The 16,296-nt window shown below is 64.5% G+C and carries 12 protein-coding genes; 5 read left to right on the top strand and 7 right to left on the bottom strand.

The genetic code is table 11. The features are described 5' to 3' along the window. Positions 1-4 precede the first annotated feature (4 nt). A complete protein-coding gene (prfB, locus tag ACFMBG_RS04865; RefSeq protein ID WP_421053598.1) occupies positions 5-1,132 on the bottom strand; it encodes a peptide chain release factor 2 in 1,128 nt (375 codons plus the stop codon). Positions 1,133-1,232: 100 nt separating this feature from the next. Here prfB and ACFMBG_RS04860 point away from each other — a divergent pair, with 100 nt between their 5' ends. Then, positions 1,233-1,550 (top strand): Hint domain-containing protein, encoded by a 318-nt coding sequence (locus tag ACFMBG_RS04860; RefSeq protein WP_421053597.1) that lies wholly within the window; start codon positions 1,233-1,235, stop codon positions 1,548-1,550. A gap of 9 nt (positions 1,551-1,559) precedes the next feature. On the opposite strand, the gene ACFMBG_RS04855 is transcribed toward ACFMBG_RS04860, so the two are convergent. Next, a complete protein-coding gene (locus ACFMBG_RS04855) occupies positions 1,560-4,061 on the bottom strand; it encodes a penicillin-binding protein 1A (RefSeq protein WP_421053596.1) in 2,502 nt (833 codons plus the stop codon). 328 nt (positions 4,062-4,389) lie between these two features. Here ACFMBG_RS04855 and ACFMBG_RS04850 point away from each other — a divergent pair, with 328 nt between their 5' ends. Further along, complete coding sequence (locus ACFMBG_RS04850; RefSeq protein WP_421053595.1) at positions 4,390-5,793, top strand: nucleotidyl cyclase domain-containing protein; 1,404 nt, start codon at positions 4,390-4,392, stop codon at positions 5,791-5,793. Positions 5,794-5,848: 55 nt separating this feature from the next. On the opposite strand, the gene ACFMBG_RS04845 is transcribed toward ACFMBG_RS04850, so the two are convergent. Continuing rightward, positions 5,849-7,078, bottom strand: a complete 1,230-nt coding sequence (locus ACFMBG_RS04845) for an N-acetylmuramoyl-L-alanine amidase (RefSeq protein ID WP_421053594.1) — start codon at positions 7,076-7,078, stop codon at positions 5,849-5,851. Between the two features lie 92 nt (positions 7,079-7,170). After that, complete coding sequence (locus ACFMBG_RS04840) at positions 7,171-8,316, bottom strand: pyridoxal phosphate-dependent aminotransferase (RefSeq protein ID WP_421053593.1); 1,146 nt, start codon at positions 8,314-8,316, stop codon at positions 7,171-7,173. Here ACFMBG_RS04840 and ACFMBG_RS04835 point away from each other — a divergent pair. Both ACFMBG_RS04835 and ACFMBG_RS04830 read left to right on the top strand, forming a co-directional pair. Further along, the gene (locus tag ACFMBG_RS04835; protein WP_421053592.1) at positions 8,315-9,694 is read left to right on the top strand and encodes a M48 family metalloprotease; all 1,380 of its coding nucleotides are present in this window, start codon (positions 8,315-8,317) and stop codon (positions 9,692-9,694) included. The two genes, ACFMBG_RS04840 and ACFMBG_RS04835, sit on opposite strands and share 2 nt — an antisense overlap. Continuing rightward, positions 9,691-10,455 (top strand): DsbA family protein, encoded by a 765-nt coding sequence (locus ACFMBG_RS04830; RefSeq protein ID WP_421053591.1) that lies wholly within the window; start codon positions 9,691-9,693, stop codon positions 10,453-10,455. Before ACFMBG_RS04835 ends, ACFMBG_RS04830 begins: the two co-directional genes overlap by 4 nt. Before the next feature lie 76 nt (positions 10,456-10,531). On the opposite strand, the gene ispG is transcribed toward ACFMBG_RS04830, so the two are convergent. From ispG to hemA, 3 genes are all read right to left on the bottom strand, one after another. Next, entirely contained in the window at positions 10,532-11,653 is a 1,122-nt protein-coding gene (gene ispG, locus ACFMBG_RS04825; protein WP_421053590.1) for a flavodoxin-dependent (E)-4-hydroxy-3-methylbut-2-enyl-diphosphate synthase, read from the bottom strand. Positions 11,654-11,756: 103 nt separating this feature from the next. Next, entirely contained in the window at positions 11,757-12,965 is a 1,209-nt protein-coding gene (locus ACFMBG_RS04820) for a helix-turn-helix domain-containing protein (protein ID WP_421053589.1), read from the bottom strand. Between the two features lie 128 nt (positions 12,966-13,093). Continuing rightward, positions 13,094-14,329 (bottom strand): 5-aminolevulinate synthase, encoded by a 1,236-nt coding sequence (gene hemA / locus ACFMBG_RS04815; protein WP_421053588.1) that lies wholly within the window; start codon positions 14,327-14,329, stop codon positions 13,094-13,096. Between the two features lie 391 nt (positions 14,330-14,720). On the opposite strand from hemA, the gene ACFMBG_RS04810 reads away from it, so the two are divergent. Then, positions 14,721-16,112, top strand: a complete 1,392-nt coding sequence (locus ACFMBG_RS04810) for a M20/M25/M40 family metallo-hydrolase (RefSeq protein ID WP_421053587.1) — start codon at positions 14,721-14,723, stop codon at positions 16,110-16,112. Positions 16,113-16,296 lie beyond the last annotated feature (184 nt).

Genomic DNA, 16,296 nt, shown 5'->3' with positions numbered 1-16,296 from the left:
GAGATCAGTCCTCTCCCTGGGCCTCGGAGCGGCTCTTGCCGGAGACATTCATGGCCAGGGTCGCCGCCATGAAACCATCCAGATCGCCATCCAGCACACCCTTGGTATCGGAAGTTTCGTGCCCGGTGCGCAGGTCCTTCACCATCTGGTAGGGCTGCAGCACGTAGGAGCGGATCTGGTTGCCCCATCCGGCATCGCCCTTGGCCTCATGCGCGGCGTTGATCTCGGCGTTGCGGCGGTCCAGTTCCTGCTGATACAGGCGCGATTTCAGCGCCTTCATGGCGATATCGCGGTTCTGGTGCTGCGATTTCTCCGACGAGGTCACCACGATGCCGGTCGGAATGTGGGTGATCCGCACCGCCGAGTCGGTGGTGTTCACGTGCTGCCCGCCCGCACCCGAGGAGCGGTAGGTGTCGACGCGGATGTCGGCCGGGTTCACCTCGATCTCGATATTGTCGTCCACCACCGGGTAAACCCAGACGGAGCTGAACGACGTGTGCCGCTTGGCAGCCGAGTCATAGGGCGAGATCCGCACCAGCCGGTGCACGCCGCTCTCGGATTTCAGCCAGCCATAGGCATTGTGGCCGGAGATCTTGTAGGCCGCGGATTTGATGCCCGCCTCGTCGCCCGCGCTTTCGGACTGCAGCTCGACCTTGTAGCCCTTCTTCTCGGCCCAGCGGACATACATCCGCGCCAGCATCGAGGCCCAGTCGCAGCTCTCGGTGCCGCCCGCGCCCGCGTTGATTTCCAGGAAGGTGTCGTTGGCATCGGCCTCTCCGTCCAGGAGCGCTTCCAGCTCCTTCTCGGCGGCCTTTTCCCTGAGCGCGGCCAGCGCGCCCTCGGCATCCTTGACGACCTCCGAGTCCTCTTCCATCTCGCCCAGCTCGATAAGCTCGATATTGTCGGAGAGGTCCTGTTTGATGCCTTTGTAGGTATTGATGGAATCCACCAGCGCCTGGCGATCGCGCATCAGTTTCTGCGCGGCCTCCGGGTCATCCCAGAGGTTCGGGTCTTCGACCCGTGCGTTGAATTCCTCCAGGCGGAATTCGGCGGTTTCCCAATTCATCCGCTGGGCCAGCAGCTCCAGCGACTTCTCGATCTCCGCCACGATGTTCTGGGTTTCCGCGCGCATGGGGTATCCTTGCAATATCCGGGCAATCTCAGGTCAGGCCTGCGTGATAAACCACCCTTGCGCCGCTCGCAAGCCGCCACGCTTTGCCCCGCCGCCGAAGGTGCTGCTGAACATCGCCGGCAACACTGGCGGCAGCCTTACCGGCACCGCGACGCTGCTGGACGGCAGCAGCATCCGCCAGCAGCCCGGCGGCAAGGTGACCTATGTGCACCTGCTGTTTGACCGGCATGAGATCATCTATGCCGAAGGCGCGCCATCCGAAAGCTTCCCCCCCGGCGGCCAGGCGGTGTCGGCGCTCGATGCACCGGTGCGGGAGGAGCTGTTCCAGATCATGCCGGATCTGCGCTGGTACCCCGGCACCCATGGCGCCATGGCGCGCCAATGCATGACGCGCCATGAGGCTGTGCTGCTGATGTAGATCAGCGCCTTAGTACAGCCCGCCAGAACTGACGGTGCCGAAGGTGGCCTTGGGCCCCAGCACCGCGGTGCCGCCACTGGAGGTGGTGACCTTGCGGCCGGATTGCTGCACTTCCTCGACCAGCGGCAGGTTGGACCCCATCGCAAAGCCGCCGTCGTAGGTCAGGCCAAAGATCGGCTCGGCACCATCCCGAAAGTATTCCGCGACCACATAGGGGCCGGAGGCATCATCCGGCAGCCGTGCGCCGGTGTAGCGGTCGATCTTGATGAAATGGCCGCCTTCCGGCACCTCGAACGGGCCGCCGCCGAATTTCTCCACCGCCTTGGTCATGAACTGCTGGAACACCGGGCCGCACATGGTGCCGCCATAGGCGCCGCGGCCCATCGGGCGGGGCTGGTCAAAGCCCATGTAGCAGCCCGCGACGATGTTGGAGGTGAAGCCGACGAACCAGACATCACGCGAATCGTTGGTGGTACCGGTCTTGCCCGCGGTGGGCACCGGCAGGTTGATCACGCTGGAGGCGGTGCCGCGGTCGACCACGCCCTTCATCATCGAGGTGAGCTGATAGGCGGTGACCGGATCCATCACCTGCTCGCGGTCGGTGACGATGCGCGGCGCCTGCCCTGCGGCCAGCTGCGGGTCGGCACAGTCCACGCAGTCGCGGTCGTCATGGCGGTAGATGGTGCGCCCGAAGCGGTCCTGCACCCGGTCCACCAGCGTCGGCTGCACCCGCTCGCCGCCATTGGCGAACATCGCATAGGCCGCCACCATCTTATAGAGCGTGGTCTCCTCCGCCCCCAGCGAGTTGGCCAGGTAGGCGCCCATGTTGTCATAAACGCCAAAGCGCTCGGCATAACCCGCCACCACCGGCATCCCGACCTCCTGCGCCAGGCGGATGGTCATCAGGTTCCGGCTCATCTCGATACCGGTGCGCAGCGGCGTCGGCCCATAGAACTTGTTGGTGGAGTTCTTGGGCCGCCACAGGCCTTGCGGCGTGTTGATCTCGATCGGGGCATCGACGACGATGGTCGCCGGGCTGTAGCCGCTGTCCAGCGCCGCCGCATAGACAAACGGCTTGAAGCTGGAGCCCGGCTGGCGCAGCGCCTGGGTCGCGCGGTTGAACACCGAGTGCTGGTAGGAGAAACCGCCCTGCATCGCCAGAACCCGGCCCGAGTTCACGTCCATCGCGACAAAGCCGCCCTGCACTTCCGGCACCTGCCGCAGCGACCAGTGGCTGAAGGCATCGTCCTTTTTCTCGGCCCGCACCAGCACCACGTCGCCGCGGGTGAAGTTGTCGGCAAAGCTGCCTTTCATCCACTTGATGTCGGAGCGTGGCACCGAACCGGTGCCCTCGCTGTCCTCGACGCCCACGGTCAGGGACTCGCTGCCCACGTCCAGCACCACCGCCGGATACCATTTGCCGCCCAGGTCGATATCGCGCGGGACATCGGCGTTTGCCAGCGCCTCGCGCCAGCTGGTCTCATCCGCCAGCTGGGCTTCTTCCAGCTGCACGCCGGTGCCGCGCCACTTGCCGCGGGAGCGGTCGTATTTCTCCAGGCCGCCGCGCAGTGCCAGCGCCGCCTCGGCCTGCATCTCGTGGTCGAGGGTGGCGCGCACGGTAAAGCCGCCGGTAAAGAACTCGCCTTCGCCGAAGTCCTGGGTCAGCTGGCGGCGGATTTCGTCGGTGAAGTAATCCCGCGGCGGCAGCGCGGTCCGGAAGGCCTCGAAATCGCCGTTCTGGACCGAGCGCAGCGGCTGCGCGACCTCGACCTCATAGACATCGGCGGAGATATAGCCGTTCTCGCGCATTTCCCGCAGCACGTAGTTGCGCCGCGCCAGCAGACGGTCCTTCTGGCGCACCGGGTGGTAGTCCGACGGCGCCTTGGGCATCGAGGCCAGCGTCGCTGCCTCATGCGGTTCCAGCTCGCTCAGCGTCTTGTTGAAATAGGTCTGCGCGGCGGCGGTCACGCCATAGGAGTTCTGGCCCAGGAAGATCTCGTTCAGGTACAGCTCCAGGATCCGCTCCTTGTCGAGCGTCTCCTCCAGCCGGGTGGCAAGGATGATCTCCTTGATCTTGCGCTCGGCCCGGCGGTCGCCGGACAAGAGGAAGTTCTTCATCACCTGCTGGGTGATGGTGGAGGCGCCGCGCACGTTCTGCCCGCGCGACCGCACCGCCTCGATCGCCGCGGCCGCGATGCCGCGGGCGTCATAGCCCGAATGGCTGTAGAAGTTCTTGTCCTCGGCCGAGATGAACGCCTGTTTCACCAGGTCCGGGATCTCATGCGACGGGGTGAACAGGCGGCGTTCCTTGGCGAACTCGTCGATCAGGTGGCCTTCGCCCGAATAAATCCGGCTGATGGTCGGCGGCTGGTACTGGGCCAGCGATTCATGGCTCGGCAGGTCGCGCCCGTAAATCCAGAACACCGCCCCGATGGTCAGCGCCACCATCGCCACGCCGAGGGTGATGGTGCTGAAGATGGAGCCGAAGAAGGAGAGTATGAACCTGAGCACGGGGTGTGGCCTTTCTCGCGAGGTGCCGCCTATATAGGCGCGGCGGTGTCCGGGGTCAAAGCATGCGGCGGCGAAAGTGTGCTGTCTTGAAACCTGCCGCCCGGAGAATTGGTTTTGAGCCGCCTGTGATGTATCCTGACCCGGCAATATTAACAGCGGCTGCCCGATTTTCCCAATGCTTGCCGCGGTTCGGCGCAAGCGGCGGGCAGGCTGAGCGCACGTGCACGCAACTGCCGCCTTGGCCTGCCTCCCCATCTCCCGCCCGCCAGCCGAGGCGCGTGCCCAATTCAGGTTTCACCCGGCAGCCCGAAAGGTGGAGGAGACTGCCATGGCAAAACTCGGAGCGCCGGTCGGCGGCGGCAAGAATGCCGTGAACGACCCCAAGGACGTTGTGCTGGTCCAGAAGATGCTCAACGAACACGCGGCGACCGTCGGCTACAAGCGGGTGCCCACCAACGGCAAGGTGGGCCAGCCGACGATCCTCGCCATCGGCCAGTTCCAGCAGCAGGTGGTGAAGACCAAGGTGACCAGCCTGGTCGAGCCCGGCTCCAAGACCTTCAAGATGCTGGACAGCTCCCCGGTCAAGGTCGCCGAACAGTTCGCCAAGGCGCAGGGCGGCAGGCCTCTGCCCGCCAAGGGCAAGATCTACGAGGTAAAGTGGCGGGGCAAGACCCACTGGTTCACCGAGGACGACATGGGCGACGCCGTCGACGCCATCCAGAGCCGGCTGCACACCGAGACCATGGCGTTCATGAGCACGCTGAACAACTACCGCGACCAGTACCGGGAGATGCAGAAGGGGTTCTGGACCTTCTTCGTGAAGATGGTGACCCCCAATGCCGACATCGAACGCCCGGCGAAGTCGCTGAAGAAGGCGGACGCCGCCGTCGGCAAGCTGGTGAACATGACCTACGGCAAGAACAAGAAAAGCCTGCTGGATTCGTTCAAGCAGATGAAACAGACCAAGATCCTGCTCGACGCGGTGGCGATGGATCTGAACACGCTGTCCAAGGAACTGGGGCAAAGCGCCAAGGTCTGCGAGGAAATCTCGGTCGACCTGCGCGACGGCGCCGCCGACATCGTGCAGCTGATCCTGGTCACCAATGGTGTGAACCCCGCCACCGCCGGCGTCGTTGTCGCCGCCAGCAAGAACACCGTCCAGGAGATCGCCAACGGCTGCATTCTCAAGGGCCAATGGGTCAAGGCCGGCGGCGTGGCCGGTTCCTTCAAGCGCGTCGCCTTTGCCACGGTGGCGGGCGGCTTCTCCGGCTGGCTGGGTGCCAAGGCCGGGCAGCTCGTCATGAAGGGGGTCGGCGAGCGGCTGGCCAGCCGGATGGTCAATTCCCGCTGGATCAACAAATACCTGTGGAGCACCGCGGCCCGCTGGGGCGGCAAGGAAATCGAGATCATCCTGGGCCGCTTCACCGCCATCCCCCGCAAGATCGGTGCCGAGATCGTGCTGCAGACCGTCCTGCGGATGGCACATAAGTTCTTCACCGGGCGGGCCATTGCCAAGGCCCTGACCAATCACATGAGCGCCTTGGAGAAAATCGTCAGCTCCTGCATGGAGAAAACCAAAGCCGAAGGGCAGCTTATGGACTGCATCGCCGCCAAGCTGGAAAAGCAGGGGCTGATGGCAAAGGTCGCCGATGACCTTCTGGCCCCGCACAAGCAGCAGCTCGAGCGCGAGATCGAAAAGGCGCTGGCCAAGGCCGAAGCCAAGGCTGGCTAAAGAAGAGACCTCAGCAGCTCGGACCTTCGTGCAACGGCGCGAAGGCTCCTTCGCACTATTTCCGCACCAGGGCGCGGCGGGCGTCGTCCTCAGCGTGCCAGGCAATCAGACCGTTCAGGATGCCGCGCGCGGCCTTGGCGCGCCAGTCCGCGTCCACCAGGTTCTTGAGATCGCGCTTGCTGGACAGAAAGCCGATCTCCACCAGCACCGAGGGAATATCCGCCGACTTCAGCACCGAAAACCCGGCGGAGCGCAGCGGCCGGTTGTTGATCGGCTTCCCTTGTCCGCGCAGTCCCTCGATCAGCGCCGCCGCCAGCGCATCGCTCCTCGGCTGGGTTTCCTGCCGGGCCAGATCCAGCATCACGCTGGTCACCCCATCGTCCGCCTGGCTGAGGTCGGTGCCCGACAGCAGGTCGCCGCGCAGATGCCGCTCCGCCAGTTTGGCCGAGGCCACATCCGAAGCCTCCTTGGACAGCGTGTAGACGGTAGAGCCATGCGCGCGGCCTTCGGAGATCGTGTCCGCATGCAGAGAGATGAACACATCGGCACCTGCCTGGTGCGCCATCGCAATGCGCCGTTCCAGCGACACGAAATAGTCGTCATCCCGGGTCATCATCACGGTGAACTGGCCGGAGCGCACCAGAGCCTCCCCCAGCTCGCGGGCGAATTGCAGCATGAGGTGCTTCTCGACGACCACGTCGGTCTCTGCGCCCGGATCAATGCCGCCGTGGCCCGGATCCAGCATCACCAGGAGCGGTGCGTTCTCGTCGCGCGCAGCCCTGCCCTGCATCACTTCAGGCGCCGGCAAGTCCCAGCGCGGATCCTGCGGGGCACCGGCGCTGGCGGCAAACTCCTGCGCCGTGGCAGGCTCCAATGACACCGCCAGCCGGGCCGCGGCGGTCACCTGATCGACGCTCATTGCAGCCGAGGACACCTTCATCGGCTCCGCCAGCTGCAGCACCAGCCGCGACCAGCCCGGCACATAAGTGCCGAACTGCGCAGCGGTGATCTGATCGCCCTGCACCAGCTTGTCCGCCGTCAGCCCGGTCCAGTCGACCTCCTGAAAATCCAGTACCAGCCGCGGCGGACCGTCCAGGGTGAACAGCCGGTAAGGCACACCCTGGCTGAGGCCTAGCGACACCTCTGCTCCCCGCCCGGCATCGCGGACTTGGCTTTCGGTGGCGTCAATGCGCGCCAGGCCACTGAAGCCGCTGTTTCCGGATTGCGCCCAGGCACCCGCCGCCAGAGCCCAAATCAGTGCGGTGAGTGTAATCAGTCTGCCCATGCTCGCCTCTTGCCCGGCCTCTTGGCCTTTTGGCGGGCAGACTAGGCAATTTGCGCGGCCTTGGAAATCCGCCTTCTGCAGTTATCCCCCGCTCAGTCCCTGGACGCCATGTACAGTGCCAGCCGCGCCAGCCCCTCCTCGATATCCACGGTGGAGCGGGCATAGGAGAAGCGCAGCGTGGTGGCGCCGCGGACAGGATCGAAATCCAGCCCCGGGGTCACCGCAACGCCCGCCTTTTCAAGGATTTCGGCGGCAAAGCTGCGGCTGTCATCTGTCAGGTCCGAGACGTCGGCATAGACATAGAACGCCCCGTCCGGCGGCGCGATTTTTGTGAAACCGGCCTTGGGCAGCCCTTCCAGCATCAGCTGGCGGTTCTTCGCGTAGACAGCCAGGTTTTCCCGCATCTCATCCTCGCAGTCCAATGCGGCCAGCGCCGCGACCTGGCTCGCATGCGGCGCGCAGATGAACATGTTCTGGGCAATCCGCTCCACCACCCGCACATGATCCTCCGGCACCACCATCCAGCCGACCCGCCAGCCGGTCATCGAGAAGAACTTGGAGAAGGAATTGATGACGTAGCATTCATCCGTCAGCTCCAGCGCGGTGACCGCCTTCGCCTCATATTCCAGCCCGTGATAAATCTCGTCGGAGATGAAGCTGGCACCCTCCGCCTGGGCCGCATCGATCAGCGAGCCCATTGCTGTACGGTCCAGCATGGTGCCGGTGGGGTTGGCGGGCGAAGCCACCATCAGGCCTGCCAGTTTCTGCCCCGCAAGGTCCGCCGCCACCGGCTGCAGCCGGTTTTCGGGTGCGGTCTGGATGTCCACCGGCGTCAGCCCCAGCGCCTTGAGGATCTGCCGGTAGGAGGGATAACCCGGCGCGCCGATCCCAACCCGGTCGCCGCTGTCGAAAAGCGCCGTGAAGCTGAGCAGAAAAGCGCCGGAGGAACCCGGCGTCACGATCACCCGCTCCGGGTTCAGGTCGACGTTGTACCAGTCGCCGTACAACTGCGCGATGCGCTTGCGCAGTTCCGGCAGGCCAAGCGCAACAGTGTAGCCCAAGGCATTGTTTTCCAGCGCATTCCCCAGCGCCTTCAGCGCTCCGGCAGGCGCCCCGGTCGAGGGCTGCCCGACCTCCATATGGATGATGTGGCGGCCGGCCTCCTCGGCCTTGCGGGCGGCTTCCATCACATCCATCACAATGAAGGGATCGACCTCGGACCGGCTTGAGTTTCGCATGCTTATCTCCCAATGTGCGCGCATGAGTTTTGACCGTTTCTTCCGGCTGGCGTCAATCCCGGCTCTTGTTCTTTGCGCGCTGGTTCAATTTTCGGCAGCGGCGCAGGCAGCATCCATTTCATTGCTGCGCGATCCGGATATCGAACACGGGCTGAACCGGCTGGCGGCCCCGGTGCTGCGCGCCGCGGGGCTGAACGCAAACCGGGTGCGCATCCTCTTGGTCAATGACTCGTCCTTCAATGCCTTCGTTTTGGATTCCCGAACGATTTTCGTGCATTACGGGCTGATCCTCAAGGTCACTTCTCCGGAGATGCTGCAGGCGGTGCTGGCCCATGAGGCCGCCCATATCACCAATGGCCACCTGTCGCGGCGGATGCAGAATCTGCGCTCCGCCAACAGTGCTGCAGGTCTGGGCCTGGCACTCGCTGCGCTGGCAGCTGCGGCCGGCGCAGGCGAGGCGGCCGGCGGAATTGCCATCGGCACCCAGAACTCCGCGCTGCGCAGCTTCCTGGCCCATACCCGGGCCGAAGAAAGCTCTGCCGACCGCTCCGCCGCCGATTACCTGAACCGCGCCGGCATCAGCCCGCAGGGGCTGGTCGACCTGCACCGCGCCTTTGCCGGCCAGGAAGTGCTGAGCGCGGGCACCCAGGATCCCTATACCCGCTCCCATCCCCTGAGCCGCGACCGCATCCGCGCCGCGCAGGCCTATCTGGCGGCGCATGGCGACAAGGGCGAGGCCAGCCCGGAGGCGCAATACTGGTTCGCCCGCGTCCGCGGCAAGCTGTCGGCCTTTACCAGAGCGCCGAAATGGACCCTGCGCCGGGTGCGCGAGGAACAGTTCAAGGACGTCCGCCTGATGCGCGAGGCCGCCGCCTATCACCGGCAGAACAGTCTGAAGAAGGCACTGAAGGCGGTGAACGGCGCGCTGGCCATCCGCCCCTCCGACCCCTTCTATCATGAACTGAAGGGGCAGATCCTGATCGAGAACCGGCAGTGGAACGCCGCCTTGGCCGCCTATGGCAAGGCCGTGAACCTTGCTCCCAGGGACCCGCTGATCCTGACCGGCTACGGGCGCGCCCAGCTGGCCGCAGGCCAGCCCAAGGCGGCGCTCAAGTCGATGGAGCGCGCCCGCGCCATCGATTTCCGCAACCCGGTGCTGCTGCGCGACATGTCGCTGGCCTATGCCAGGACCGGCCAGACCGGCATGGCCGCCCTGGTCACCGCCGAACGCTATGCCTTGCAAGGGCGCCTTGATGACGCCGGCATTCACGCCAAACGGGCCGTTGCCCAGCTGCCAGCAGGATCCCCCGCCGCCCGGCGGGCGCAGGATGTGCTGTCGGCCTATGAACAAGCTCAGAAGAGAAAGAGAAGAAAATGACCCCTTTCACCCGCACCGCCACCGCGGCTGCCACCGCCCTCGCCCTGCTGGGCGTGCCTGCAAAGGCCTTTGACATCAACAGCATGTCCGAAGCCGAGCGTGAAGCCTTTGGCAATGAGGTCCGCGAATACATCCTGGCCAACCCTGAGCTGATCCTGGAGGCGGTCGACCTGCTGGAGCAGCGCCAGCAGCAGGCAGAGGCTGCCCGCGATGACGTGCTGGTCGCCGAGAACCTGGAGGAGCTGCAAAACGACGGCTATTCCTGGGTCGGCGGCAACCTCGACGGCGACATCACCCTGGTCGAGTTCATGGACTACCGCTGCGGCTACTGCCGCCGCGCCGCGCCGGAGGTGGAAAAGCTCCTGGAGAGCGACGGCAACATCCGCCTGGTGATCAAGGAGTTCCCGATCCTGGGCGAAGCTTCAGTGCTGTCCTCGCGTTTTGCGGTGGCCACCAAGCAAGTTGCAGGCGGCGATGCCTATAAGCAGGTGCACGATGCGCTGATCGAGTTTGGCGGAGAGCCGAATGAGGTTGCGCTGCGCCGCCTGGCCGAAGGGCTGTCGCTGGATGCCGATGCAATCTTTGCAAAGATGGACAGCGAAGAGGTGACCGCCGAGCTGCGCCAGACCCGCGCGCTGGCGCAGAAGATGGCGATTTCCGGCACCCCGACCTTTGTTCTGGGCAATGAGCTGCTGCGCGGCTACCTGCCTGCCGACCAGATGGAGATCATGGTGGCGGAGATCCGCGAGAAGCGCAGCTGAGGGTCACCCTGAACCGGCGGGACCGGGGCGCTGCCCCGGACCCCGGGATATTTCCAGCCAGATGAAGAGCGGATGCTCACTCCGCTGCATCCTGGGCCGCCTCGATCTGGGCGGCCTTTTTCTCGACCTCTTCGACGATGTGGTCGACCATCTGCTCGTTGGACATCTTGTGGCTGGCCTTGCCCGCCAGATAGACCATGCCGGAACCCGCACCGCCGCCGGTGAAGCCGACATCCGTCATCAGCGCCTCGCCCGGGCCGTTCACCACGCAGCCAATGATGCTGAGGCTCATCGGGGTGTGGATATGGGCCAGCCGCTCCTCCAGCGTTTCCACCGTCCTGATCACGTCGAACCCCTGCCGCGCGCAGGAGGGGCAGGAGATGATATTGACGCCGCGGTGACGCAAGCCAAGGGATTTGAGGATCTCGAAGCCCACTTTCACCTCCTCCACCGGATCGGCGGAGAGGCTGACGCGCAGCGTGTCGCCGATCCCCATCCACAGCAGCTGGCCCAGGCCGATCGCCGATTTGATGGTGCCGGAGACAAAACCGCCCGCCTCGGTGATGCCCAGGTGGATCGGCGCGTCGGTGGCCTCTGCCAGCTGCTGGTACGCAGCGGCCGACATGAAGACGTCGGACGCCTTCACCGAAATCTTGAACTCGTGGAAGTCGTGGTCCTGCAGAATGCGGATGTGGTCGAGGCCGGACTCCACCATCGCTTCCGGACAGGGCTCGCCGTATTTGTCCAGCAGGTGCTTTTCCAGGCTCCCTGCGTTCACCCCGATCCGGATCGAGCAACTATGGTCGCGGGCAGCCTTGATCACCTCGGCCACGCGCTTCTCGTCTCCGATATTGCCCGGATTGATGCGCAGGCAGGCGGCACCGGCTTCCGCGGCCTCGATGCCACGCTTGTAGTGGAAATGGATGTCGGCGACGATCGGCACCGGGCTTTCGCGGACGATCTCCTTCAGCGCCTTGGAGGACGCCTCATCCGGCACCGAAACCCGCACCAGGTCGGCACCCGCCTCAGCCGCGGCCTGAACCTGTGCCACAGTGGCCGCCACATCGGTGGTCAGCGTGTTGGTCATGGTCTGCACCGCAATCGGGGCATCACCGCCAACGGGCACATTGCCCACATGGATCTGGCGGCTCTTGCGGCGCTCGATATGGCGCCAGGGGCGGATGTGGTTCATCGACATGCAGTTCGTGTCCCGGCTGGATCCTGTTAGTGGTTAGATACGTGCAGACGCCCGGCGCTGCAATGGCAGCACCGGGCGTCTTGTGCGAATTCCTGCGAAAGGGTTATTCGGCGGGCTGCTGTTCGGCCTGAAGCTGCGCAACCAAAGTCGCCAAGGCCTCGTTCTTGCCATCCTGCAGATCGGCAAGTTCAAACCGGCCGGTGATCGCATCCATCGACAATTCGACGTTCTTGGTAACCTGCCCGCGCTTGCCGACCGGACCGAAATGCTCGCCGTTCACCGCGAAATAGATGGCGCTGCTTTCCCCGGTGCGCAGACGCGGCGCATCCTCGGTCAGGGGCACCTCGAACCGCTGGCCTGCATCCATGATGGTTTCCAGGATCACGCTGCCATCGGCCGCGGTGACCTGCACCCAGGAAGGTCGCACCGCCACCATTTCAACGCCCGGCTGAACTTCGGCCACCACCTGCGGCACCGGCTGCGACGGCGCATCTTCCTCAAACGTCATACTGGCCTCGGCCAGGGCGACAGTGGGCAGTTCCGGCGCGGCAAAGTTGCCGATGGTGGCGGGATCCAGGGTCGAAATCGGCGCGTCGCGCGCCACCAGAACCGGCACATCCAGCGCCTGCGGGCGGTAGAGCCGGTCCAGCGCCTCAGCCGCCGGATCCTGGCTGCCCTCGGCAACTTCCAGCACCGCGCTGCTGAGCGGGTCGAGATCCGCCAGCACCGCCGGGGTCTGATCCACCGGTGCGAACTGCACCTGCTGCACCTCTTTCAGCACGGCCCAGCCGCCATAGGTGATGCCGCCGATCAGCGCCGTCAGCACCATCAGCGAACCAACTGCACGCGGTTCGATCTGGCTGAGGAAGCTGCTGGGAGCAGGAATGAAGGGCGTATTCGGAGAAGCAAAGGCATCGCCGCCCAGACCGGTGGACTTGGCGGTCGGCGCCGCGCCCGACTTGCTGCGGCTGGACGCCTCGGCCGACATGCCATGGGCGACGGAAAACCCGCTTTCCTTGCAGAAATCCTGGAACGCCTGCTCGGCATCCATGTTGAGGTAGCGCGCGTAGGAGCGCACATACCCTGCGATGAATCCGGGGGTGTCAAAGGCGGAAGGATCGGAGTTTTCGATGGCGGCGATGTAGGAAGCCTTGATCCGCAGCTCGCGCTGGACGTCGAGCAGCGATTTGCCCATCGTCGCCCGCTCGCCGCGCATCACGTCGCCAAGCTTCAACTCGAAATCATCAAAACCTTTCGGCTCTGGTGGTTCGCCATGCTCTTCTTGCTTGCGCTGGGTGAAGCGCCCGATCATGCCTGCCGTCCCATAAATGCCTGTCGCCTCGTTGCAGAGTGGTGAAAGAATCACATTCGCGACTCAGATCCACTCATTAGTTGACAACAGCGTAACACACTCAGCGTAAATTTACACTGATCAGTATGTTAACCGGCAAGTTCGGCACGATTCAGCGCACAATGCGACCACAATGAGTCCATCGCCTTGACCAGCGCATCGATCTCCTTGGGGCCATGCACCGGCGAGGGCGTGAAGCGCAGCCGTTCGGTGCCGCGCGGCACGGTGGGGAAATTGATCGGCTGCACGTAGATGCCGTAGTCCTCCAGCAGGTGGTCGGACAGCACCTTGGTGTGGACCGGGTTGCCGACGATCACCGGAACGATGTGGCTGCCGTGGTCGATGATCGGCAGGCCCAGCCCCTTGAGCCGCAGTTTCAGGACCTTGGCCTGGTCCTGGTGCTTGTCGCGCAGATCCTGCGCGCCCTTGAGAAACGCCACGGAGGCCGCCGCCCCTGCCGCCACGGCGGGCGCCAGAGAGGTGGTAAAGATGAAGCCCGGCGCATAGGAGCGGATGGCATCGCACATCTTGGCGGAGGCCGCGATATAGCCGCCCATCACGCCATAGGCCTTGGCCAGGGTGCCATTGATGATGTCGATCCGGTGCGCCAGCTGGTCGCGCTCGGTCACGCCGCCGCCGCGGGGGCCATACATGCCGACTGCGTGCACCTCGTCGATATAGGTCAGCGCGCCGAACTCCTCGGCAAGATCGCAGATCTCGGCAATGGGGCCGAAATCGCCATCCATCGAATAAACCGATTCAAACGCAATCAGCTTGGGCGCCTTGGGGTCGTCGGCTTCCAGCAGCTCGCGCAGATGAGCGACGTCATTGTGGCGGAAGATGCGCTTGGCACCGCCGTTGCGGCGCACGCCTTCGATCATCGAGGCATGGTTCAGCGCGTCGGAATAGATGATCAGCCCGGGGAACAGCTTGGGCAGAGTGCTCAGCGTCGCATCATTGGCGATATAGGCAGAGGTGAACAGCAGCGCCGCTTCCTTGCCGTGCAGGTCGGCCAGTTCCGCTTCCAGCCGCTTGTGATAGACCGTGGTGCCGGAGATGTTGCGGGTGCCGCCGGAGCCTGCGCCGGTGGCGTCGATCGCATCATGCATCGCCTGCAGAACAACAGGGTTCTGGCCCATGCCGAGGTAGTCGTTGCCGCACCAGACGGTGATGTCCTGCTTGGTGCCGTCCGGACGGGTCCAGACCGCATGCGGGAAATGGCCCTTCTTGCGCTCGATATCGATGAAGGTCCGGTAGCGTCCTTCTTCGTGCAGGCTGGCAATAGCAGCGTCCAGTTTCGCGGTATAGTCCACCGGCATCTCCATAGCTAATTGTGCCTCACAGAAGCACTCGGGCTGTGTAAAGGGCTTGGCCGTCCGGCAGTAAGACCACATTCACGTTCAGGAATGGTTACCGCAGGTGCCCCTTTCGATCAACTGCATACGCGCGCCAGGGGGTGTGCAACATTGATGCAGGTCAAATAAAACTTAGTCCAAGCCCGGGCAAAGACAACTGCGCCGCACCAGCCGCCGTTTGCGACACCTCTGTCTTGGTTCCGGGGCACGGATGTTCAGTAGCAGTATCGAAAGCTTGCAGCCCGAAAAATACGGGAAAATCCTGCGCTGCTCCCTCTGGCCCCTCCCCGAACGCGCTGCTAGGGTCCGCGGCAAATTGGCCCAAATCGCGGGCCTCCCCGGACAAACAGGAGAGCAAGAGATGGCACTGAATGACGTTCTGGACCGGATCGACGCAGAGCTGGACGCCGCAACCGGGCGGCTGATGGAGCTGTTGCGGATCCAGTCGATTTCCACCGACCCGGCCTATATGGCAGAGTGCGACAAGGCCGCGGACTGGCTGGTGGCCGACCTAAACAGCATCGGCATCAGGGCGGAGAAACGCACCACCCCGGGCCACCCGATGGTGGTCGGCCACGTGGGTGAGGAAAATGCGGACGCGCCGCATGTGCTGTTCTACGGCCACTATGATGTGCAGCCGGTCGACCCGCTGAACCTCTGGAAAACGCCGCCGTTCGAGCCGCAGCTGGAGGAAACCCCGAACGGCACCGTGATCCGCGGCCGCGGCGCCTCCGATGACAAGGGCCAGCTGATGACCTTTGTCGAGGCCTGCCGCGCCTGGAAGGCCGTGAACGGCTCCCTGCCCTGCCGCATCACCTTCTTCTTCGAAGGCGAAGAGGAATCCGGCTCGCCCTCGCTGATCCCCTTCATGGAAGCCAACGCCGAAGAACTGAAAGCCGACATCGCGCTGATCTGCGACACCTCGATGGTGTCGCGCGGGGTGCCGTCGATCTCCTCGCAGCTGCGCGGCATGCTGAAGGATGAGTTCACCGTGATCGGCCCGCGCATCGACCTGCACTCCGGCCACTACGGCGGCCCCGGCCTGAACCCCCTGCGCGAGCTCAGCCGCATCGTCGCCTCCTTCTACGACGAGGAGACCGGCAAGGTTGCCGTCGAAGGCTTCTACGAAGGCGTGCACGAGGTGCCCGAGGACCAGCTGCGCCAGTGGGAGGGCTGCGGCTTTGACGAGAAGGACTACCTCGCCAACGCAGGCTACACTCAGGCGCATGGCGAAAAGGACCGCTCGGTGCTGGAACAGCAGTGGGCCCGCCCGACGCTGGAGGTGAACGGTCTCTGGGGCGGCTACAACGGCGCCGGCTCCAAGACCGTGATCCCGTCGGAGGCGCATTGCAAGATCACCTGCCGCCTGGTCGGCGACATGGACCCCGACGCGCTGCGGGTGAAGATCCGCAAGCATGTGGAAGCGCAGCTGAAACCCGACTGCAAGGTGGTCTGGGACAACGATCTCGAAGGCTCCAAGGCCTCCGTCATGGACATCACCCGCCCCGAGTTCGCAGCAGCGCGTTCCGCCCTGTCGGACGAATGGCAGCGCGAGGCGGTGTTCTGCGGCATGGGCGGCTCGATCCCGATCGCGGGTTTCTTCAAGTCGATCCTGGGCATGGAATCGATGCTGGCCGGCTTTGCCAACGAGGATGACGCGATCCACTCGCCGAACGAGAAGTACGACCTGAAAAGCTTCCACAAGGGCATCCGCTCCTGGGCCCGCATCCTGGACGCCCTGTCACGCAAGTAACCTGCGGCGGGCGGACGCTCCTTGGGGCTCCACCCGTTTGCCAGCCTTTTGGCAGTCCGGGCAATTTTCCCGCCGGAACAAAAACCTGCCGTACAACCGGCGGCCCGGGCGCTCTCCCGCCCGTCATCGCGCCTCTGGCGAGGCCCTCTTCCCGTTGAGCCTGGCGCCGCGGACGCGGCGCGGG

This window comes from Leisingera coralii, from assembly GCF_049056525.1.
GTDB classification, from domain to species: Bacteria; Pseudomonadota; Alphaproteobacteria; order Rhodobacterales; family Rhodobacteraceae; genus Leisingera; species Leisingera coralii.
This window is presented reverse-complemented; position numbering and strand designations above follow the sequence as displayed.

Coding starts and splice junctions, on each gene's coding strand:
- ACFMBG_RS04845 (WP_421053594.1), bottom strand. CDS start 7,078: ATGGGCAGACTGATTACACTCACCGCACTGATTTGGGCTCTGGCGGCG.
- prfB (WP_421053598.1), bottom strand. CDS start 1,132: ATGCGCGCGGAAACCCAGAACATCGTGGCGGAGATCGAGAAGTCGCTG.
- ACFMBG_RS04810 (WP_421053587.1), top strand. CDS start 14,721: ATGGCACTGAATGACGTTCTGGACCGGATCGACGCAGAGCTGGACGCC.
- ACFMBG_RS04830 (WP_421053591.1), top strand. CDS start 9,691: ATGACCCCTTTCACCCGCACCGCCACCGCGGCTGCCACCGCCCTCGCC.
- hemA (WP_421053588.1), bottom strand. CDS start 14,329: ATGGAGATGCCGGTGGACTATACCGCGAAACTGGACGCTGCTATTGCC.
- ACFMBG_RS04820 (WP_421053589.1), bottom strand. CDS start 12,965: ATGATCGGGCGCTTCACCCAGCGCAAGCAAGAAGAGCATGGCGAACCA.
- ACFMBG_RS04840 (WP_421053593.1), bottom strand. CDS start 8,316: ATGCGAAACTCAAGCCGGTCCGAGGTCGATCCCTTCATTGTGATGGAT.
- ACFMBG_RS04850 (WP_421053595.1), top strand. CDS start 4,390: ATGGCAAAACTCGGAGCGCCGGTCGGCGGCGGCAAGAATGCCGTGAAC.
- ACFMBG_RS04835 (WP_421053592.1), top strand. CDS start 8,315: ATGCTTATCTCCCAATGTGCGCGCATGAGTTTTGACCGTTTCTTCCGG.
- ispG (WP_421053590.1), bottom strand. CDS start 11,653: ATGTCGATGAACCACATCCGCCCCTGGCGCCATATCGAGCGCCGCAAG.